The organism is Escherichia sp. F1, from assembly GCF_046764225.1.
Taxonomy (GTDB): Bacteria; Pseudomonadota; Gammaproteobacteria; order Enterobacterales; family Enterobacteriaceae; genus Escherichia; species Escherichia coli.
Genome location: NZ_CP177202.1, coordinates 2,787,356 through 2,808,409, shown reverse-complemented (window position 1 = coordinate 2,808,409; position 21,054 = coordinate 2,787,356). Strand labels below are relative to the sequence as shown.

19 protein-coding genes and 1 pseudogene are annotated in these 21,054 nt (G+C 51.5%); 6 read left to right on the top strand and 14 right to left on the bottom strand.

Going from position 1 to position 21,054, the window contains the following annotated elements:
* Positions 1-33 precede the first annotated feature (33 nt).
* Positions 34-564 (bottom strand): disulfide bond formation protein DsbB, encoded by a 531-nt coding sequence (gene dsbB / locus ACK8NJ_RS13580; protein ID WP_000943459.1) that lies wholly within the window; start codon positions 562-564, stop codon positions 34-36.
* 145 nt (positions 565-709) lie between these two features.
* On the bottom strand, positions 710-2,251 hold the full coding sequence (nhaB, locus tag ACK8NJ_RS13575; protein WP_000406391.1) for a Na(+)/H(+) antiporter NhaB: 1,542 nt from the start codon (positions 2,249-2,251) through the stop codon (positions 710-712).
* Between the two features lie 221 nt (positions 2,252-2,472).
* Between nhaB and fadR the strand changes: the two genes are divergently transcribed.
* On the top strand, positions 2,473-3,192 hold the full coding sequence (gene fadR, locus ACK8NJ_RS13570; RefSeq protein WP_000234823.1) for a fatty acid metabolism transcriptional regulator FadR: 720 nt from the start codon (positions 2,473-2,475) through the stop codon (positions 3,190-3,192).
* A 51-nt stretch (positions 3,193-3,243) separates the two neighbouring features.
* Here the strand turns inward: fadR and ACK8NJ_RS13565 are convergent, their stop codons facing one another.
* Positions 3,244-4,776 carry a SpoVR family protein gene (locus ACK8NJ_RS13565; protein WP_000190855.1) on the bottom strand — a complete coding sequence of 511 codons (1,533 nt, stop codon included), beginning with the start codon at positions 4,774-4,776 and terminating at the stop codon, positions 3,244-3,246.
* A 329-nt stretch (positions 4,777-5,105) separates the two neighbouring features.
* Here ACK8NJ_RS13565 and dadA point away from each other — a divergent pair, with 329 nt between their 5' ends.
* The gene (gene dadA / locus ACK8NJ_RS13560; RefSeq protein WP_328114907.1) at positions 5,106-6,404 is read left to right on the top strand and encodes a D-amino acid dehydrogenase; all 1,299 of its coding nucleotides are present in this window, start codon (positions 5,106-5,108) and stop codon (positions 6,402-6,404) included.
* Positions 6,405-6,413: 9 nt separating this feature from the next.
* Entirely contained in the window at positions 6,414-7,484 is a 1,071-nt protein-coding gene (gene dadX / locus ACK8NJ_RS13555) for a catabolic alanine racemase DadX (protein WP_000197840.1), read from the top strand.
* A gap of 168 nt (positions 7,485-7,652) precedes the next feature.
* On the opposite strand, the gene ACK8NJ_RS13550 is transcribed toward dadX, so the two are convergent.
* Together ACK8NJ_RS13550 and ACK8NJ_RS13545 are read right to left on the bottom strand one after the other, a co-directional pair.
* Complete coding sequence (locus ACK8NJ_RS13550; protein ID WP_115424222.1) at positions 7,653-9,092, bottom strand: hypothetical protein; 1,440 nt, start codon at positions 9,090-9,092, stop codon at positions 7,653-7,655.
* A gap of 396 nt (positions 9,093-9,488) precedes the next feature.
* On the bottom strand, positions 9,489-9,641 hold the full coding sequence (locus tag ACK8NJ_RS13545; protein ID WP_179151330.1) for a hypothetical protein: 153 nt from the start codon (positions 9,639-9,641) through the stop codon (positions 9,489-9,491).
* Between the two features lie 47 nt (positions 9,642-9,688).
* On the opposite strand from ACK8NJ_RS13545, the pseudogene ACK8NJ_RS23875 reads away from it, so the two are divergent.
* Positions 9,689-9,826: pseudogene (locus ACK8NJ_RS23875) on the top strand (hypothetical protein); the annotation flags it as partial.
* Here ACK8NJ_RS23875 and ACK8NJ_RS13540 read toward each other — a convergent pair.
* On the bottom strand, positions 9,761-11,497 hold the full coding sequence (locus ACK8NJ_RS13540; RefSeq protein ID WP_000340203.1) for a potassium/proton antiporter: 1,737 nt from the start codon (positions 11,495-11,497) through the stop codon (positions 9,761-9,763). The pseudogene ACK8NJ_RS23875 and the gene ACK8NJ_RS13540 overlap by 66 nt on opposite strands.
* 94 nt (positions 11,498-11,591) lie before the next feature.
* Positions 11,592-12,506, bottom strand: coding sequence for a muramoyltetrapeptide carboxypeptidase (ldcA, locus tag ACK8NJ_RS13535; protein ID WP_001558982.1), 915 nt, complete (start codon positions 12,504-12,506; stop codon positions 11,592-11,594).
* A gap of 99 nt (positions 12,507-12,605) precedes the next feature.
* Here ldcA and emtA point away from each other — a divergent pair, with 99 nt between their 5' ends.
* Entirely contained in the window at positions 12,606-13,217 is a 612-nt protein-coding gene (emtA, locus tag ACK8NJ_RS13530) for a membrane-bound lytic murein transglycosylase EmtA (RefSeq protein WP_001295616.1), read from the top strand.
* A gap of 1 nt (position 13,218) precedes the next feature.
* Here emtA and ycgR read toward each other — a convergent pair whose 3' ends face one another.
* On the bottom strand, positions 13,219-13,953 hold the full coding sequence (ycgR, locus tag ACK8NJ_RS13525) for a flagellar brake protein YcgR (protein ID WP_000020143.1): 735 nt from the start codon (positions 13,951-13,953) through the stop codon (positions 13,219-13,221).
* 200 nt (positions 13,954-14,153) lie between these two features.
* Between ycgR and ACK8NJ_RS13520 the strand changes: the two genes are divergently transcribed.
* Complete coding sequence (locus tag ACK8NJ_RS13520; RefSeq protein WP_000511315.1) at positions 14,154-14,408, top strand: GlsB/YeaQ/YmgE family stress response membrane protein; 255 nt, start codon at positions 14,154-14,156, stop codon at positions 14,406-14,408.
* 49 nt (positions 14,409-14,457) lie between these two features.
* Here the strand turns inward: ACK8NJ_RS13520 and ACK8NJ_RS13515 are convergent, their stop codons facing one another.
* Genes ACK8NJ_RS13515 through ACK8NJ_RS13490 form a run of 6 tightly spaced genes read right to left on the bottom strand, consistent with a single transcriptional unit; the run spans position 14,458 to position 20,884 of the window.
* Positions 14,458-16,428 carry a TonB-dependent receptor plug domain-containing protein gene (locus ACK8NJ_RS13515; RefSeq protein WP_411961705.1) on the bottom strand — a complete coding sequence of 657 codons (1,971 nt, stop codon included), beginning with the start codon at positions 16,426-16,428 and terminating at the stop codon, positions 14,458-14,460.
* A gap of 25 nt (positions 16,429-16,453) precedes the next feature.
* The gene (gene modD / locus ACK8NJ_RS13510; RefSeq protein WP_220418178.1) at positions 16,454-17,308 is read right to left on the bottom strand and encodes a ModD protein; all 855 of its coding nucleotides are present in this window, start codon (positions 17,306-17,308) and stop codon (positions 16,454-16,456) included.
* Positions 17,305-18,117, bottom strand: a complete 813-nt coding sequence (locus tag ACK8NJ_RS13505) for a class I SAM-dependent methyltransferase (RefSeq protein ID WP_411961704.1) — start codon at positions 18,115-18,117, stop codon at positions 17,305-17,307. Before ACK8NJ_RS13505 ends, modD begins: the two co-directional genes overlap by 4 nt.
* Before the next feature lie 9 nt (positions 18,118-18,126).
* Positions 18,127-18,885 (bottom strand): ABC transporter ATP-binding protein, encoded by a 759-nt coding sequence (locus tag ACK8NJ_RS13500; protein ID WP_411961703.1) that lies wholly within the window; start codon positions 18,883-18,885, stop codon positions 18,127-18,129.
* A complete protein-coding gene (locus ACK8NJ_RS13495) occupies positions 18,882-19,862 on the bottom strand; it encodes a FecCD family ABC transporter permease (RefSeq protein ID WP_001261254.1) in 981 nt (326 codons plus the stop codon). The genes ACK8NJ_RS13500 and ACK8NJ_RS13495 overlap by 4 nt, the downstream gene beginning before the upstream one ends.
* The gene (locus ACK8NJ_RS13490) at positions 19,862-20,884 is read right to left on the bottom strand and encodes an iron ABC transporter substrate-binding protein (RefSeq protein WP_411961702.1); all 1,023 of its coding nucleotides are present in this window, start codon (positions 20,882-20,884) and stop codon (positions 19,862-19,864) included. Before ACK8NJ_RS13490 ends, ACK8NJ_RS13495 begins: the two co-directional genes overlap by 1 nt.
* Between the last annotated feature and the right edge of the window lie 170 nt (positions 20,885-21,054).

Below are 21,054 nucleotides of genomic sequence, written 5' to 3'. Positions count from 1 at the left end.
GAAAAAAGCGCTCCCGCAGGAGCGCTGAATGGATTAGCGACCGAACAGGTCACGTTTTTTCGCTTTAAACGGCTGGGAAATCACCACCAGCACCGCGACAATCAGGTAAGCGATAAAAATACCGAGCAACCACTGTGGCATTTCCAGACCTAAAAAATCCCACTGACGCTCGGCGCAATCGCCAGAGGCGACAAACACTTGCGGCACCCATTTATCCAGCGGCAGCCATTCCGGGAAACGAACCATAAAATCACAGGTCGCAAACGGCGAAGGATAGAGCTGAAGCATGGTGTGCTCGTAAGTTAACTGCACACCGCGGAACGCACTATACAACCAGATAACCATCGCTACATAACGCAGCGGAGTTTTCGGGGCGATCGCGCCAATCAGCGCAGCACCCAGAACGCCGAATAATGCGCAGCGTTCATAAATACAGAGCACGCAAGGTTTCAGTAACATCACATGCTGGAACCACAGTGCCGTCAGTTCCAGTGCCAGAGCGGTAAACGCCATCAACAGCCACGCGCCCCGGCCTTGTGAACATTGGTTCAAAAATCGCAACATAATCATTTCCCTGCAATATGCATAGAGTGCGCAGTTTAAACCAATTCATTCGCTGCGCCACCAGGAGGCAGCAAAAATAGGACGCAATTGGACAATTATCGGGCGAAAAGGCAAACCGGGCATTTATATGCCCGGTAAGTTGTTATCAAAGCGTTGCTATCCAGCCCATTTGCATAAACCATTCGGTTACAGGGGCAAGCGTAAACTCGACGCAGAGCAGTCCGACGAGTGTCAGGACGAGGGTGTAAGGCAGGGCCATCCACACCATGCGCCCATAAGAGAGGCGAATCAATGGCGCGAGTGCAGAGGTCAGCAGGAACAGGAACGCAGCCTGACCGTTCGGCGTAGCGACGGAGGGCAGATTGGTACCGGTATTAATGGCGACCGCCAGCAGCTCGTATTGCTTCAACGTGATAGCGCCGCTTTCCATTGCCGCTTTCGCTTCGTTGATATAAATCGTCCCCACGAAGACGTTATCCGAAATGGATGACAGCAGACCGTTGAAAATATAGAACAGCGACAGCTGAGCATGTTCCGATGCCTGCAACACAAACTGAATAATCGGCGAAAACAGTTGTTGATCGATAATCACCGCGACTACTGAGAAAAACACCGTCAACAGTGCGGTGAATGGCAGAGATTCGGTGAAGGCTTTACCGATAGCATGTTCATCGGTGACACCGGTCAATGATGTCGCCAGAATAATGACCGACAAACCAATCAAGCCAACCTCCGCCAGATGCAACGCCAGCGCAGTCACCAGCCAGACGCCAATAATCGCCTGGACAATCAGACGGATTTTATCCTGACGGGTACGCTGGTGGCGGCTTTGATCGTCAAACTGTTGCAACACTTCGCGGACTTTCTCCGGCAGCGTTTCACCATAGCCAAACCAACGCAGCTTCTCTACCAACAGGCAGGTTAACAGGCCACAAATCAGAACCGGAACGGTCACTGGCGACATGCGCAGGAAGAAATCGCCAAAATGCCAGCCAGCCGCTTTAGCGATGATCAGGTTCTGTGGTTCGCCCACCATGGTCATCACGCCGCCTAATGCGGTGCCGACACCGGCATGCATCATCAGGCTACGCAGAAAGCCACGGAACTGTTCCAGAACCACTTTGTAATGCTTGTCGATATGACTATCGTCTTGCAGGTCGGTATCTTCGGTACGGGAAGAGGCTACGCGGTGATAAATCCCATAAAAACCGACTGCAACGCTGATCACCACCGCCACGACGGTTAAGGCATCGAGGAACGCGGAGAGGAACGCCGCCGCCACGCAAAAAGAGAGCGACAGCAGCATTTTGGAGCGAATGCTTAACAGCAAACGGGTAAATATGAACAGCAATAGCTGTTTCATAAAATAGATACCCGCCACCATAAACATCAGTAACAGCAAGACTTCAAGATTTGCCGCCACCTCTTCACGGACGTGTTCCGCGCTGGTCATGCCGATGAATACCGCTTCGATAGCCAACAGACCACCGGGGAGCAGCGGGTAGCATTTCAGGGCCATCGCCAGAGTGAAAATAAATTCCGCTACCAGCAACCAGCCCGCGACGAAAGGGCTGATGAGGAAAATTAACGGATTTACGATTAAGAAAATGATGAGGGCGAGTTTGTACCAGTCGGGGGACTGGCCCAAAAAATTGCGCCATAGCGCGCGGCCCCAGGAGATCTCCATGATGGTTTCCCTTACCTTACAAATAATCAATGATGTTTTTATGTTTAAACGCAAAGCTTAACGGTCAGGCAGGAGTGAGGCAAGTCTTGATAGTCAAGGGGAAAGAGATGCGGAAAATGAAGCCTTGATCCCTTTTTTCTTCTTTTTGTCTGCTATCAGCGTAGTTAGCCCTCTGGTATGATGAGTCCAACTTTGTTTTGCTGTGTTATGGAAATCTCACTATGGTCATTAAGGCGCAAAGCCCGGCGGGTTTCGCGGAAGAGTACATTATTGAAAGTATCTGGAATAACCGCTTCCCTCCCGGGACTATTTTGCCCGCAGAACGTGAACTTTCAGAATTAATTGGCGTGACGCGTACTACGTTACGTGAAGTGTTACAGCGCCTGGCACGAGATGGCTGGTTGACCATTCAACATGGCAAGCCGACGAAGGTGAATAATTTCTGGGAAACTTCCGGTTTAAATATCCTTGAAACACTGGCGCGACTGGATCACGAAAGTGTGCCGCAGCTTATTGATAATTTGCTGTCGGTGCGTACCAATATTTCAACGATTTTTATTCGCACCGCGTTTCGTCAGCATCCTGATAAAGCACAGGAAGTACTGGCAACCGCTAATGAAGTGGCCGATCACGCCGATGCCTTTGCCGAGCTGGATTACAACATATTCCGCGGTCTGGCGTTTGCTTCCGGCAACCCGATTTACGGTCTGATCCTTAACGGGATGAAAGGGCTGTATACGCGCATTGGTCGTCACTATTTCGCCAATCCGGAAGCGCGCAGTCTGGCGCTGGGTTTCTACCACAAACTGTCGGCGTTGTGCAGTGAAGGCGCACACGATCAGGTATACGAAACAGTGCGTCGCTATGGGCATGAGAGTGGCGAGATTTGGCACCGGATGCAGAAAAATTTGCCGGGTGATTTAGCCATTCAGGGGCGATAATCCCTTCCGTTTAAAAAGCAAACCCCTCAAACGAGGGGTTTTTTGTTGTTTTTACAGATTTCCCATTCTCGGCGGGCAACGTTCCAGCAACTCGACGCTGCCATCTTCGTTTTGCTGTTCGAGCATTACATCAAATCCCCACAGGCGATGCACATGCTTCAGCACTTCTTTGCGCCCCCGATCCAGCGGTGCGCGATTATGTGGAATGTAACGCAGCGTCAGCGAACGGTCGCCGCGCAAATCCACGTTCCAGATCTGAATATTCGGCTCCAGATTACTTAAGTTATATTGCGACGATAACCGGTTACGGATCTCCCGATAACCTTCTTCATTATGAATAGCGGAAATCTCCAGATAATTATGCCGATCGTCATCCAGCACGGTGAAGAAGCGGAAATCACGCATCACTTTCGGTGACAGGAACTGGCTGATAAAACTCTCATCTTTGAAATCACGCATCGCGAAATGCAGCGTTTCCAGCCAGTCGGAACCGGCGATATCCGGGAACCAGTATTTGTCTTCTTCCGTTGGCGACTGACAAATCCGTTTAATATCCTGGAACATGGCGAACCCGAGGGCATACGGGTTGATGCCGCTGTACCACGGGCTGTTATAGGGCGGCTGGAAGACCACATTGGTGTGGCTGTGCAAAAACTCCAGCATAAAACGTTCCGTTACTTTCCCTTCATCATACAGATGGTTAAGGATGGTATAGTGCCAGAAGGTCGCCCAGCCTTCGTTCATCACCTGAGTCTGTTTTTGCGGATAAAAATACTGGCTCACCTTACGGACAATACGCAGGATTTCACGCTGCCATGATTCCAGCAGTGGCGCATTTTTCTCCATAAAATAGAGCAGGTTTTCTTGTGGCTCGGACGGATAGCGGCGCGCTTCAGCAACCGTTTTCTCTTCCTCGCGCTTCGGCAGGGTACGCCAGAGCATATTGACCTGACTTTGCAGATACTCTTCGCGACTTTTCTGCCGGGCTTTCTCTTCTTGCAGCGAGATTTTTTGCGGACGTTTGTAGCGGTCCACGCCGTAGTTCATCAGTGCGTGGCACGAGTCCAGAAGCCGTTCAACTTCATCAACGCCATAACGCTCTTCGCACTCGGTAATATATTTACGGGCGAAAATCAGATAATCGACAATGGAACTGGCGTCGGTCCAGCTACGGAATAAGTAATTGTTTTTGAAAAAAGAGTTATGTCCATAGCAGGCGTGTGCCATCACCAGCGCCTGCATGGTAATGGTGTTTTCTTCCATCAGGTAAGCGATACACGGGTTAGAGTTAATGACGATTTCATAGGCCAGTCCTTGCTGACCGTGCTTATACAGCCGTTCAGTCTCGATAAACTTTTTACCGAATGACCAGTGCGGATAGTTAATTGGCATGCCGACGCTGGAGTAGGCATCCATCATCTGTTCTGAGGTTATCACTTCAATCTGGTGCGGGTAGGTATCCAGCCGATAGAGTTTCGCCACCCGGTCTATCTCTGCCAGATAAACATCCAGCAGGTCGAACGTCCAGTCGGGTCCATCGCTCAAACGTGTGGTGTCCTTATTCATAGAATCGATCGTCGCCATACGCGCACCTCATTGTTGTCGGCGCTCTCTGTGTGGAGCACCTCATTTCAAGCATAGAACACCTGTTAAAAACCGCGTCGCCGGAGAATTTTTTTCTTTGCGATTTCTTATTATCAGAGTGCCACTAATCCGCTTCTGAACGGAATTTTATGCTGGATAAAAAGGGCGTTCAGCAGGAGATACTAAAGACGTCATATTGCCGCAGAGTCAGGGAGATGTGAGCCAGCTCACCATAAAAAAGCCGTATGTTGAATAATATTTTCAACTGAGTTATCAAGATGTAATTAGATTATTATTCTTTTACTGTATCTACCGTTATCGGAGTGGCTATGCGAGTTGTCATACTGGGAAGTGGTGTGGTAGGCGTTGCCAGCGCCTGGTACTTAAATCAGGCAGGACATGAGGTCACCATCATTGATCGGGAGCCGGGGGCCGCCCTGGAAACCAGTGCCGCGAATGCCGGGCAAATCTCCCCCGGATATGCAGCACCGTGGGCGGCACCAGGTGTGCCTTTAAAAGCGATTAAATGGATGTTCCAGCGCCATGCGCCGCTGGCGGTTCGTCTCGACGGTACGCAGTTCCAGTTGAAATGGATGTGGCAAATGTTACGTAACTGCGACACCAGCCACTACATGGAAAACAAAGGGCGGATGGTGCGTCTGGCGGAATACAGCCGTGATTGCCTGAAAGCATTGCGCGCCGAAACCAATATTCAGTATGAAGGGCGTCAGGGTGGGACGCTGCAACTGTTCCGTACCGAACAACAGTATGAAAATGCGACCCGCGATATCGCCGTGCTGGAAGATGCCGGCGTACCGTACCAGCTGCTGGAATCCAGCCGTCTGGCGGAAGTGGAGCCCGCGCTGGCAGAAGTGGCGCACAAACTGACGGGGGGGCTCCAGCTGCCCAATGATGAAACCGGAGACTGCCAGCTGTTTACCCAGAATCTGGCGCGGATGGCGGAGCAGGCGGGGGTTAAATTCCGCTTTAATACGCCCGTTGACCAACTGCTTTGCGACGGCGAGCAAATCTACGGCGTGAAGTGTGGCGATGAAGTGATTAAGGCCGATGCGTATGTGATGGCGTTTGGTTCTTACTCGACGGCGATGCTCAAAGGCATAGTTGATATTCCGGTGTATCCTTTGAAAGGCTACTCGCTGACCATTCCCATTGCGCAGGAAGATGGTGCGCCGGTGTCTACTATCCTTGATGAAACCTACAAAATCGCCATTACCCGTTTCGATAACCGCATTCGTGTTGGCGGAATGGCGGAAATTGTTGGTTTTAATACCGAGCTGTTGCAACCGCGTCGTGAAACGCTAGAGATGGTGGTTCGCGATCTCTATCCACGCGGCGGTCATGTCGAGCAGGCGACTTTCTGGACTGGTCTGCGCCCGATGACGCCAGACGGCACGCCGGTTGTCGGGCGTACACGCTTTAAAAATCTGTGGCTGAATACCGGTCACGGCACGCTCGGCTGGACGATGGCTTGCGGTTCCGGTCAGTTGTTAAGCGATCTGCTCTCTGGTCGCACGCCAGCGATCCCGTATGAAGATCTAAGCGTAGCGCGCTACAGCCGTGGATTTACGCCATCACGCCCGGGCCATTTACATGGCGCACACAGCTAAGGAAACGAGATGACCCGTCCGATACAGGCCAGCCTCGATCTGCAGGCATTAAAACAGAATCTGTCCATTGTCCGCCAGGCCGCGCCGCACGCGCGCGTTTGGTCGGTGGTAAAAGCGAACGCTTACGGGCACGGTATTGAGCGTATCTGGAGCGCGCTTGGGGCCACCGATGGCTTTGCATTACTTAACCTGGAAGAGGCAATAACGTTACGTGAGCGCGGCTGGAAAGGACCGATCCTGATGCTGGAAGGATTTTTCCATGCTCAGGATCTGGAGATTTATGACCAGCACCGCCTGACCACCTGCGTACACAGCAACTGGCAGCTCAAAGCACTGCAAAATGCACGGCTAAAAGCCCCGTTGGATATTTATCTTAAAGTGAACAGTGGGATGAATCGGTTGGGCTTCCAGCCCGATCGCGTGCTTACCGTCTGGCAGCAGTTGCGGGCGATGGCGAATGTTGGCGAAATGACCCTGATGTCGCATTTTGCCGAGGCGGAACATCCTGATGGAATTTCCAGCGCGATGGCGCGTATTGAGCAGGCGGCGGAAGGGCTGGAGTGTCGGCGTTCGTTGTCCAATTCGGCGGCGACTCTGTGGCACCCGGAAGCGCATTTTGACTGGGTTCGGCCTGGCATTATTTTGTATGGCGCTTCGCCGTCCGGTCAGTGGCGTGATATCGCCAATACCGGATTACGTCCGGTGATGACGCTAAGCAGTGAGATTATTGGTGTCCAGACGCTAAAAGCGGGCGAGCGTGTGGGCTACGGCGGTCGCTATACTGCGCGAGATGAACAGCGAATCGGCATTGTCGCCGCAGGATATGCCGACGGTTATCCGCGCCATGCGCCTACCGGCACCCCTGTTTTAGTTGACGGCGTGCGCACCATGACAGTAGGGACAGTTTCGATGGATATGCTGGCGGTCGATTTAACGCCTTGCCCGCAGGCGGGTATTGGTACGCCGGTTGAGCTGTGGGGCAAGGAGATCAAAATTGATGATGTCGCCGCCGCTGCCGGAACGGTGGGCTATGAGTTGATGTGCGCGCTGGCGTTACGTGTCCCGGTTGTGACGGTGTAACTTGTTGTAAGCCGGATCGGAGGCAACGTCTTCTGGTTGCAAAAAAAATCATCCATCCGGCTGGTCAGCAACTGTAGTTGTTAATGTGACAGAGCCATTGCCCATGATAGTGCCCATTAAAATGATGGACACTATTTCCCCGGAACCTGAACTCACCGCACAGGCGTTCTACATAAAACGCTTACGCTTCATTGTTGACTCGGAATCGACTTCAGATAAATCACGCTTCACCCTTGATGCAGATTCGGGTTCATGTTCAGAATGTTGATTAACAGGCTGCGAGTCCTGTTGTCTTTCCAGACTCAACAGGCCCAACTGCTGATTCAGGAGTTCCAGGTCCTCCTGTACCTTCACGCGCTCCAGGAGTACCGGGTCATCCAGGAGCTCCAGATCCATAAGGTCATCCAGATCCTCCAGCTTCTCCAGCTTCTCCAGCTTCATCTGGCCCTCCTTGTGCAAAAAGCCCAAAAGGTCCTTCAGGCCCTGCTGTTTTTTCAGGCCCTCGACGGCTTTGAGCAGCGTCGGTAAATTGTCTTTGTCCCACGGGTTACCATTACAGTCAAACACCTTCAGGCTCTGGGGCTGCGGCACCTGTACCGTTTTAAAATTGTTTTCTCCACAGTAGTAAATTATTAGTTTGGGCGGCAGCCGTGGTGAAGAGATCAAATCGTTACTAGAACAGTCAAATACTTTCAGGCGAGTCAAGTTCTCCAGCATCTCATCAGGTATTGAGTGAATATTGTTGCCAGCACAGGATAGTTTATACAGGTACTGGGGCATCGACGGCGGTAAAAATTGCAAGAAGTTTGCAGAACAGTTAATCACTCTCAGGTTAGTCGACAGCTCAGGCAGCCAGATAATACAGTTGTCATAGCAATTCAGTACCATCAGTTTTGAGGGCTGCACCTTCGGTAACAAGATCAAGACGTTATCTGTACAGTCAAGCACCAGCAGCCACTTTGGCATCACCTTCGGTAACGCGGTCAACACGTTTTTACTGCAATAAAATTCAATCAGATGTGGAGGCAAATTTTCAGGGAGTGAAGTCAATCCAAGGTTGCTAAGATTGAGCATACTCCGTCTTGTAATGAGACATTCCTTCATTCTGCGCAATGCTTCTGCCCGGTTTTCAATCCGGCTTGCTGGCAGGTTTTCTTCCAGGATATTTACCTTGATTTCTTCCAGACTTTCTTTCAGGTCTTCTTGGGGAATTTCTGACTGTTTGTTTTGCTGGTTTTCTTCCAGGATTTTGTACAGGTTTTTTTGCAGGTTTTCTTGCAAACCATCCCGCTCCATAGCCCATTGGCACCATTCGGCAACCATCATGAACTCGTTATGTTGCGGATTCGGATTCAGGCGCTCCAACATGATGATGGTATTGTCTACCATATGTATTTTCACTTCGCCCGCGGTACTGAGGTCAATGATCTGCCGGTGGTCATCACCCCAGCTAAATATTTGCGGGCCGATATACTTCATGTTCCGCAAAATTTCATTCTTGAGTTCCACCGACAGGAAGAGCCGCCCTGGCGGGCGTCGTACGCCTGGGTTAACGGAAGATGGGGAAATGGCGGGGGCGAAGGGGGGGATGTCTTTAAAGCTGGCCATAGTGCTACGTATCCTTGAAATAAATATCCTCTGGCAGCGCCGGAGACGTGAATGTGGTCACCGCAAAGGAGCCACAGAACGTCATTTGCGCTGATATAACGACTCATCGTTGACTTTTTCCCTGGTCAGAAATGCCGTGTCGGGTCTGGTACATGCGTAACAGACCTGAACAAGTTGTATTACGGCCCAGGCAGCTCTGACGTATTAGTGAAAATACGAAAGCGAACGACCCGGAAATAATCGTTATTAAGCAAAGGAATAACTATAAGAAATCGCTCATGCATCCGGTGCTACAGGTGGATGAAACGCCACTGCAGATACTGGGCAGCCTGAAACGCGTATTCTGTGGGCTACGTCAGCGCGGCAGGTTGCGTGGGGGAATATGTTCGGGCGATGTCAGGCAGGGGCCCCTGATGGTTGACGGGTATACAGATAATATGGGGGCAGGTTTTTCTTCACCTGTTGCAGTCGGAAGAAGCCCTTACGCTGACTTTCTTGAGCCGGTGTTTTGAGTTCATTAGCCAGAGCCTGCAATGGTTTGTCATCCATAATTTAACCTTCTTCTGATGTTGGGATGAGCATATCAAAATCAGGAAATGACAAGTTTATTACAGGCTCAGGCTGCGTTCTGCAAAGCATCGCATCCGGGGATAGATGCTGCATTAAATTTAAGATTCAGCTTCTTCTTCAGCCACCCGTACGCCAATCTTCAACACTTCATTATCTTCTTTCTCGGCCACCGTCCAGATCATCCCGGCAAACTCTACCTGGTCACCGACAACCGGTGCCGCGCCTAACAACTGCTGGACAATTTCACCCAGCGTTTGCTGCTTATCACGATATTCTCGCCCGTCTTCCAGGCCATATATCAGCGCCACATCAGCATATTTAGCGCTGGCTTCGAGAATGAAGTCACCAAAGAAGCGTTGATCCAGCGCGATAGGTGGCGACTGGCTGAACAGTTTACCGAGCGCCGGGAGATCGCGTTCCCGACCAATTACACACAACACATCGCCTTCGCGCAGTCGGGTGCTGCCGGTGGGATGAAGCAACTGGTTATCACGAAACAGTGCCGCAATACGCGTCTCTTTTGGCATATGCAGATCGCGCAGTGCCGCGCCCACGCACCATTTATCGGCACTCAATTGATAAACAAACTGCTCCCATGGATTTTCCGGATGAATATCCAGGCCAACGCGTGACACCGGACGTCCGACGGGCGGAACCACCACTTTGGCTTTTTTCGCCGCCCACGAGAGAGATGTTCCCTGCAAGAGCAGTGAAACCAGAACCACAAAGAAGGCGACATTAAAGAACAGTCGCGCATTCTCCAGCCCCGCCATCATCGGGAACACGGCCAGGATGATTGGCACCGCGCCGCGTAATCCCACCCAGCTGATAAACACGCGCTCACGCAGATTAAAACCACGGAACGGTAGCAATCCGGCAAATACCGAAAGAGGACGGGCGAAGAAAATCATCCATGCGGACAAAATGAGCGCCGGAATGGCAATAGGCAGCAGATCGCTTGGGTTAACCAACAGCCCCAGCACCAGGAACATGGCGATTTGCGCCAGCCAAGCGAGGCCGTCGAAATTTTGCAGAATGCCGTAGCGGTTGCGAATCGGCCGATTACCCAGCAGAAAACCGCACAGATAAACAGCCAGAATACCGCTGCCTTCCAGCGCCGTGGTTAAAGCAAAAATTAAAATACCGCCGCTTAATGCCAGCAATGGATATAAACCGGCGGGCAGGGCGATGCGATTAATCATTTGCAGCAGTAAATAACCACCGCCAAGACCGATGACAATCCCGAGGCCAAATTGCTGCAAAATATCGACCACGAACATCCAGCTGACACTGCTTTCATGCTGCTGGATCATCGCAATCAGGGTAATCGTCAGAAAGACCGCCATTGGATCATTACTGCCGGATTCAATTTCCAGCGTCGAGCCAACGCGTTCGTTAAGCCCCTTACCACCCAGCAGAGAAAATACCGCCGCAGCATCGGTGGAGCCGACGATAGCGCCGATTAATAAGCCTTCAATCAAATCAAGATTAAACAGCCACGCCGCCATCATGCCGGTTAAACCAGAGGTGATAAGCACGCCCAGCGTCGCCAGCGACAGCGCCGGTCCTAACGCCACACGAAAGGAACTGGCCTGAGTGCGCATCCCGCCGTCGAGCAAAATAATCGCCAGCGCCAGGTTACTTACCATGTAGGCGAAGGGGTAATTATCAAACGGGATACCGCCGACGCCATCGACTCCCGCCAGCATGCCGATCGCCAGAAAAATAACCAGAATAGGAATGCCAAGACGGGAAGAAAATGAACTAAGTAATATACTGCTGGTGACAAGGATGGATCCTAAGATGAAAAGGCTAATTATTGTTGTGGCATCCAACGGTCGGTTACTCCTGATTACGCTGTCTCTTATATAAACCCTACCATATTAGCGGCAGAGACAGCGTTTTACTTAGCCCTGAAGCGTGATTTTTTTACATTTTAAGAACAGGATGACCGCTAATCGTCAACTGAGTGCCTTCCCGGGTGTTATTAAGCATGGCATGTGCGCCCAACGGCAGCGTAACCGTGCGTTGTTCATGACCAAAATCGAGGCCGGTAATGAGTGGAATCGACAGGCGGGAACGCAAAAACGCGTACACTGACTCCAGGTTGTAACCTGCGTCATAATCATTGGGCGTGCTCCCACTAAAGCTACCGAGAATAATCGCCTTCTGACGTGGCAAAATTCCAGCATGATAGAGCTGCAACAGCATACGTTCGACGCGGAAAGGATGCTCGTTAATATCTTCCAGCACCAGAATACCGTTTTCGATTTGTGGCATCCACGGTGTACCAATCAGTGAAATCAGCATCGCGAGATTGCCTCCCCACAACGTGCCTTCGGTCTGACATGTCGGGCCTTCCCCTTGCCATTCAATGGTGAAGGTTTCATTGCGTAACGCCAGCCAGAAATGGTGTTCGGTAAAGGCGTTTAGTTCATCCGCGCCAAAGTTTGCTACCAGCATGGGGCCGCTAAAGGTGATGACATTGCCATGCGCCAGAAGACCGCACTGAATGGCGGTAAAATCGCTATGTCCGCAAATGAGCAACGGGTCATGTTGTTGGCGAGCCACCAGTGCCTGCCAGTCAATATCTGCCAGTAAACGACTGGCACCGTAACCGCCGCGTACAGCCAGCACGATGGTGTTGGGGGTGGTCAGTCTGGCAAGGGAATTGAGATCTTCCAGACGCTCCGTTTCCGTACCCGCAAAACGCTCACAACGACGGGCAATAACCTCGACGTTATTGACCTGATGCCCCGCGTCGGTAAGGCGCTGGATACCACGCAGCGCATCGTGTTGTTTTATGCAGTAACCCGATGGGGCAATTAAGTGAAACAGAGACATGGCAATTCCTTGCTGACAACAGAAACGAAATGTATATCATGCCGCTTAGGTGTGCCGTTGTCACCTCAACGGCGATTCCAGGCTATAAGGATAGAAGAAGTGAAATTAAGATGGTTTGCCTTTTTGATTGTGTTATTAGCGGGTTGTTCATCAAAGCATGACTACACGAACCCGCCGTGGAACGCGAAAGTTCCGGTGCAACGTGCGATGCAGTGGATGCCAATAAGCCAGAAAGCCGGTGCAGCCTGGGGCGTCGATCCACAATTGATCACGGCGATTATCGCTATCGAATCGGGTGGTAATCCGAACGCGGTGAGTAAATCGAATGCCATTGGTTTGATGCAGTTAAAAGCTTCAACCTCCGGACGTGATGTTTATCGCCGTATGGGCTGGAGTGGTGAGCCGACGACCAGCGAGCTGAAAAATCCGGAGCGTAATATTTCAATGGGGGCGGCTTACCTGAATATTCTGGAAACCGGCCCGCTGGCAGGCATTGAAGATCCGAAGGTACTGCAATATGCGCTGGTGGTGTCATATGCTAACGGGGCAGGTGCGCTGCTACGGACTTTCTCGTCAGATCGGAAAAAGGCGATCAGCAAAATCAACGATCTGGATGCTGACGAGTTCCTCGATCACGTAGCGCGAAATCATCCTGCGCCGCAGGCTCCGCGCTATATCTACAAACTTGAGCAGGCACTGGACGCGATGTAAATCAGTCGCGCACTTTGTCCGCTTTCTCCCGGGCTTCCCGCTCGAGAGAGAAAATAATCCGCTGTAATTGCCGCTCCACCGTCGGGCTGACGTTAAGAAAACGGAAGCTCAGACGGGGAGTGGTGATGGTTTCATTCTTGCCATCAATCACTTTGCGCTCGCTGATTGAGATTAACTGGGCGTCAAAGTGAAAAACACCCCATTGCCCCATGTTGACTTCAATCTGAGCGAAGCGCATGCCTTCGTGCAATCCGGCAGGCTTTGCTGTTTCCAGTAATGCGCCCATGCCGCCTAACGACAAATCATACAGGCGGAAACGTAACGTACTGTTATCCGCCAGTTTGGTCTGGCAAAAATAAGGCGGATGGAGTGGGGCGGAGATGCGGAAATATCGGCGTCGTTGTACAAACCACAAGGTGGGAGGCGGTACGGTAATAAATGCCGGAAGCTGCAAGTATTCACTCTGCTGTAGTTGTTCAACAGTAAATTCGACTTTCGCGCCCTGGGTTTCGGCGGTTATGGTAATGTGCTGCGCCTTTAACACAGCGTTGTTATCTTCGGTTTGACTGCCGAAATCCAGCACCAGTTTATCCGGGGTTATTGCCAGTATTTTGCTGATCAGCTGCCCGCCATTCCAACTGATACGCAAAGGAATTGCGGCTTTGTGCAAATCGCGTAACACGCCCAGGACGGCTAACGGATTTTGTTTCAGGAACTGCTCATGGTAATGACTCACGCGGAAAAACTCCTGACTGACAAACTGTCTTAGGTTTATCGGTCACAGTTAACAAAACTTAATACAAATGCGTGAATATTTTTTACATGTTGTTCTTAAATCAGCCGACATACGCCCAGCATCGATTCCGCCCTTGCCTATACTTAGAGCGTTGACGTAAGCATTTCTTGCGTCCGATTCATCGAAACGAGGGCCTGAACATGGGAATTATTGCCTGGATTATTTTTGGCCTGATAGCCGGCATTATCGCCAAGCTAATCATGCCGGGGCGTGATGGTGGTGGATTTTTCCTGACCTGTATTCTCGGGATAGTCGGTGCGGTGGTCGGCGGCTGGCTGGCGACCATGTTTGGCATTGGCGGCTCCATCAGTGGTTTTAATCTGCACAGCTTCCTGGTGGCGGTAGTGGGCGCTATCCTGGTGCTGGGCGTATTCCGCCTCCTGCGAAGAGAATAAGATTTTCATAAGGCGGATAGCGATACAGATGCCGCTATCCGCTTTCACATCAGAACGTATACTCGATACCTGCCCAGAAATTGCGACCTTCTTCAATAAACCCTTCACTGTAGGCATATTGGGTATCAAACAGGTTATTGACCGACGCATTGACGCTGAAGCCATGACCTAAGGTGTAATCGGCTCGAATGTGGGTCACCGCAAAACCGGCGGCTTTTTGTGAACCGTCACTGTTGCTGTAGCTGGAGGAACGCGCCTCTTCCGACAGCGTTACGCTTAACGGCTCCCACGGTTTGAGAGTCATCCATGCGGTCATTGTCTGCGTTGGCAGATCGGTTATCTTGCCGATGTCTTTGCGTTTGGCGTCAGCGTGGATCAGGGCGTAGCTCAATCCTACATCTAGTATATTGCTGATTTTCCCCTTAATACCGGCATCCAGACCGCTGTAATCCACCGTGCCGCTGTTCTGATTTTGAATGGTATCGGCATCGATATTGTGCGAGAGGATGGCATCACTCACCCGGTTATAGTAAACGCTGACCTCAAACCCCCAGTCGTGCGTGAAGGCACCATTCCAGGTTAAATCCACCCCGCGCGCGCGTTCCGGTTTGAGCTGCGGGTTAACAATCGCTATCTGGTTATACGCAGGTTTGGACGTGGTATAGCGTTCTTTCAGCGTCGGAAAGCGTGTGCGGTCATAGTACGAAAGCGCCAGCGTGTCTTCATTGGCAAAGTGGTATTTCCCCATCACCTGCCAGTTAAAAGCTGACTGATTGTTGTCGTCATAATGGGTGATGCTTCCATCTTTCTCATGTTTTTTCGCTTCTACGCTATCGCGCCAGTCATAGCTGATTCCAGCCACGACATCGACATTATCGGCAGCAGCCCATTGATATTCACTGGCGAGCGACCAGGTACGATCTTCATAGCGATCGTAAGCGGCGTGCGGCGCACCTTTTTCCCGGTGTACGTCATCTTTCCAGTTAACGGCAAACGACAGCAGATCGTTTTCACGCACATCGGCTGCCAGTTGTAACCCGGCACCGTCGCTGTAATCGGAATAATGGCTGTAGCTGCCTTTTTTATTTTTCAAATCAGCCAGCGAGTTGTACATCATCAGCGTATTTTCAAAGGTGTCGCGATACAGCCGACTTTTCAGGGTAAAACGATCGTTTAGTTGGGTCGTTCCCTGATAATAAAAACTTTCTTTGTCATACTCTGGCCACTGCCAGTAGCGTGATTTTTGACCACTATTTCCACTGTATGGCGGGTTATCTTTTTCACCATCCTGCTTAATGTAAGTCAATGTGTATTCATCGTTTTCGCGTGGTGTAAAACCGAGCTTCACAATGCCGCGTTTATCATCAGCCGATGAATTAATCATCTTGCCGTGTTTGCCTGCAATATCATTATTTACACCATGCGGCAGGCCGAGAAAATCCTGCTTTAGCTGACTACCGCTGACTTGCAAATACCCCAGATCGCTGCTGGCGGCAAATGAAGCATGCATATCGTAGGCATTGTCCTGGCTACGGCTCCATCCCTGGCGATATCCCAGATTTGCTTCCAGAGGTTTTGTTGGCTTCTGGGTGGTGATATTAATAGCTCCGCCCATCTGATTAGGCCCCTGAAGCAGCGACGAATACCCTTTGGAAACTTCAACTGCCCCCAAATTGTTGGTCAGAATCCGCGCCAGATCGAGGTTGCCGTCATAGGGAACATAAATGGGCACACCGTCGAAATAGACCGGCACCTGACGACTATCAAAGCCACGAACTTTGACCTGTTCTTCGTTGCGGCTACCTGACTTTTGCAGCACCACGCCGGGGACGACACTTAATGCCTGAGCGACATTCTGTTTATCCAGGACCTTCATGGTGGGTTGATCGAGAACGGTGGTCGTCGTCGATGATACCGGACTGGACCATACGGTCAGCGTGTCACTCTCCTGAGCCGCTACGGCCTGCTGGGTAAAGGCAAGTGATAATGCTGTGCAGAGATAACGTTTTTTGAGTCTCATAGAATAAATTCCGTTTAACAAAGAATTAAATAGAGGCTGCGGGTTGCAGACTGACTTTAATGTCAGCTGGTGTCGCGTAATAAGGCGCGGAGGTAATAAAAAGGCGAATGCCGCAGTCGAGGTAATTTTTGAGAGTTGTCAGATTAATTCCGCCGGTCAGAGCCAGCGTGCAGTGGGGAGCCAGCGACGGTGCTATTTGCGCAATTTCAGTTGCCTGTTGCGGACTAAATTTGTCGAGCTGAAGTACGTCTGGTTGCGCGCGTAACGCGGCGATTGCCTCTTTCGGCGTGTCGGCTTCAACAACTATTTTCTTCTCGGGTGCGTGGCGACGTAACTGATTGATTGCGCCTGACCAGTCCTGATTGTCATGAAGAAAATGGCGGTGGTTGGCAAACAATAATATGGTTTCCGCACATCCGGCACGATGAATCAGTCCTCCGGCAGCCAGAATTGCCTGCGAGGCCAGTAAGCGGGTGCCCGGAATTGCTTTTCGGGTGCAGGCGATATTGCCATCAGGGTAACGTTCACGAAGTAACGCCAGCATTTGAGCGAGATAATCAGAAACACCGCAACTCCACTCCAGCACATTCTGGACTGCCTTCCATCCCTGATGAAGTGCTGCGGCATTACCTTGCGCACGGATTAGCCGCTGACCCGCGATCGCTTGTGAACCGTCGCTGACCGCGTCATCAATAGTTAATCCCAGCGTAGTTAACATCTTACACGCGACAGAAATGCCGCTGACGCAGCCGCCCTGACGGTGAAAAAACTCTATATAGCCATGCTGGTGTCCAAAATTTAATGCTCGCGTGGTCAGGTCACCGCCCTGGATATCTTCCAGAAGTAACGCATCGATTTGTGCCTGAGAAAGGAAAATCATCGCAGTGCCTCTTGCGGTACGCTATCCCACCAGATGAGCGCCCAGTCGCGGCTGGCAGGGGCGAGGGCACGAGCATCTTGTTGTTGATACCAGCGATATAACCGCTCACGCTCATCGTCGTTAAGTGCGCCCAGACTCCAGCTGACGTTCTGCTCAAAACGTTCCCAGGTGCAGTTATCCTGTTGGCAATTTTGTCCACGGATAAAATCAACGTGAGCATAAATTCCCATCTGATACAGGACGTTGAGCGCAAAGATATAGTTGGGTAATTCGATCACTTCCCGACCAGCCGCCCGCTGAATAGCTGGAGAGACGAACGAGGTGCTGACCAGATGAGTCGTATAGACGCGAAGCCGTGCCTGATTATTCAGTTTGCTCATTGCCTGGCGCATATCAGCCACCAGAGTGGAGCGGGAAGCCACGGCAATATCGCAGCGTGGCAGGTCACTCCAGTCCTCTTCCCATGCGCGCTGGAGCCAGTGGACATTGTCTGCCTTTAGCGCGGCGGCGCGACGGGCGGCAACCTTCAGCATCCCCTGACTGTAATCAACGCCATAAATCGTCGTGAGTTTGTCAGCCAGCGCCAGCGATACGGTACCCGGTCCGCAGCCCATATCGAATAAGGTCTGCGCGCCTTGCAGATCAATTTTAGCGGTCAGTTGTTGCAGGTAGCTGTCCGTAGGCGAGGCGCAATTTTCCGCCATTTTTTCCGCCCGTTGATCCCAGTGATCCGGCGTTTTTTCTGTGCGATGGGCCAGCCTGAGTTGCTGAAGGTAAAGGTCTGCAAAATCAATATCGTCAATGAGCATGATTTTTCCTTAGTGCTTAATTGCAGAGAGGTGATGGTGAATCTGGTCGGCAGAAACCCGGTACAGGGCAGCCAGTTTTTTCGTTGTTAACTGTTCGGTCGGTAAGCCTTGTGTTACTCGTCCATCTGGCTCTACCTGGATAATGCTGTCGGCAATGGCGTTGGCATGGAGAGGATGATGAGTCGACATTAACATTGTCATGCCGTTATTTTTGAGCTGCGCCAGCGTGTCCAGAAGTTGGATCTGATGACCGAAATCGAGGCTGGAGGCAGGCTCATCCAGTAATAACAAGCGCGGTTGCTGGACGAGTGCACGGGCGATTAAAGCCAGCTGACGTTCACCGCCGCTAAGTGTATTCCAGCGTCGTGTCGCCAGATGCAAAATGCCCAGCTTTTCCAGTTGCTCCGTTGCTTTCAGGCGTTCTAGCTTACCGGGAACGGAAAAAGCGCCTATGGTGGGGGCCAGGCCCATCAACACCATATCCAGCACACTAAAAGCAAAAATGCCGTCGTGCGCCTGCGGCACCCAGGCAATAGCCTGCGCGCGCTGGCGATGGCTGAGTGTCTGCACAGGGAGGCTATCCAGTAAGATCTCGCCTTTTAATAACGGTATAACGCCAAGAATGGAGCGCATGAGTGTGGTTTTGCCGCAACCATTGGCTCCTAACAGACAACAAATTGTTCCTTGCGACAGGGTGAAGGACACGTCGCGTAGCACCGGATGGCGGGAGTAACCCAGAGACGCATGACGGACGGCAAGCAAAGTCACTGGCGACCTCCGCGTAACAACAAAAACAGGAAAAAAGGGGCACCAACAAAAGCGGTCAGAATGCCAAGTGGGATTTCTGTTGTTCCAATGCTGCGTGCCAGCGTATCGGTAAGCAGGAGCAGAATCGCGCCAGTACACATTGCCATGGGCAACAGCTGCTGATGGTTATGACCGGTCAACAAGCGGGCAATGTGCGGAACGACCAGGCCGACCCAACCAATTATGCCCGCTATTGCTACCGTGCTGGCGGTGATTAGTGTGGCGCAGACAATTAATCCAAAGCGCAGACGTGTCACGTTCAGTCCCAGCGAACGGGCTTCGTCGTCGGAAAGCGTGAGTAAATTCATGCGCCAGCGGAGAAAAAACAGGGGCAAGGAGCCTATGAGAATGATCGGTGCAGCATAGCAGAGATCGCGTAAGGTCACGGTGGACAGCCCCCCCAGCAACCAGAAGGTAATTGACGGTAACTGGGTGTAAGGATCGGCCAGCGTTTTTATTAGCGATATCCCCGCTCCACACAACGTTCCTAACGCAATGCCTACCAGCACCAGGGTTAAGATCGGATCGTGGCGGGTCACCCGACGCGTAATCAACCAGACGCCCGCGACCACCATCAGCCCGCCGCAAAATGCGTACAGCTGGATGTAAACAATGGATAATCCCCACAGGATTGCCGCGCAGGCACCAAGTCCGGCACCGGCGGAGACGCCTAAAATATCCGGTGACACTAAGGGATTACGGAACATTCCCTGATAGGTGGTTCCGGCCCCTGCCAGCGCCGCGCCCAGAAACAGCGCAGCAAGAATACGCGGCACGCGGATTTGCCAGAAGACAATTTGTTCCTGCACAGGAACATTTTCTTGACGAAGAATGAGCGCCAGCAGTTGCTGTATATCGAGATGATAAGCCCCACTTACGGCGGCAAAAGTGATACTGATAGCTGCCAGCAGCAAAATACATCCGTTTACGGTTCTCATTAGCTCGCCACCAATTTTTGATAGTCGACGTCACTGAGTGAACAATGCCAGAACAGTTGGGCGTAATGCTGCATGTCACTTTTAAACTGGCGATTGATGGCGGGATCCAGCCAGGCGTGAAGTCTGCGTAATCCCAGAAGACGGTTGATTCCCGGTGGGGCATCCAGCCAGCCAAAGGGCAAGCCACTTAAAAATAAGATGCGTTGTTCCGCAACGGCTTTCACGCCCTGCCAGAGAGGATCACGACGAATAAAATCTGCAGTAACGGCCTCCTGAACCAGAATAATATCCGGCTGCCAGCGCAGGAGATTTTCCATGGAAACCTGTGTCAGACCGTGGCGATCGGCTATTTGCGCGACGTTGTGCAAACCTAATAATTCCGCCGCCTCGGTATGCAACGAACCCTGTAAGCCCGTTTCCAGCCCTCGAGGACCGCGCGCAGCATAAAAGCTGAGGTTAGCGGCGGGTGAGGTGGCGAATGCCTGAGCTTCACCAACGAAGCGGCTGGCGAGATTGGCTTGTTCTGCGGCGCGGTGCTCTTCGCCTAACGTTTTGCCAAGCGTTGTTAACTGTTCTGCTGATTGCGCCAGTTTCCCGTTAAGCAATAACCAGGGTATTTGTGTCTGTTCGCTAACCTGCCGTGCCTGGGAGATCCAGGTTTCATCCGTATTGCCGCAATCAACGACCAAATCGGGATGTAACGCCATAAGCCCTTCCAGCGAGAGTGTGCTGGCGCGCCCGGCGAGTCGTCCCAGCCTGGGTAACTGGCGAATGTGCTCTGGCAATGGAATTAATGCCTGACGGGCAAAATCAAAAGAGGAAAAACCGACCATTTTTTCTGGCGCGACAGCCAGCAATAGCAAATCGGCGGGCGCACCTGCGCTGACGATGCGTGTAATGTTTTGGGCTTCGGGAAGCGTCAGTGAGGCCCAGAATTTGACTGATTGTGCAAAAGAAGGCAGATGATGCAGGAACAACGTCGACGCAAGAATCTGTGTAAACCTCCGTCTGGTTAGTGACATAAGTTATATCCTGATAATTAAAACCGCTATATATTTACATATATATCGAAAAAAATCATGTTTGATGTCAAAATTTGTCTAAAGAGACAGAATGATTTGCTTGTTGCTTAAATAACACTTTGTTCCACAAGAAAATTGTCAGGGAGAATGGGGAGTGGGGGAAAATATAA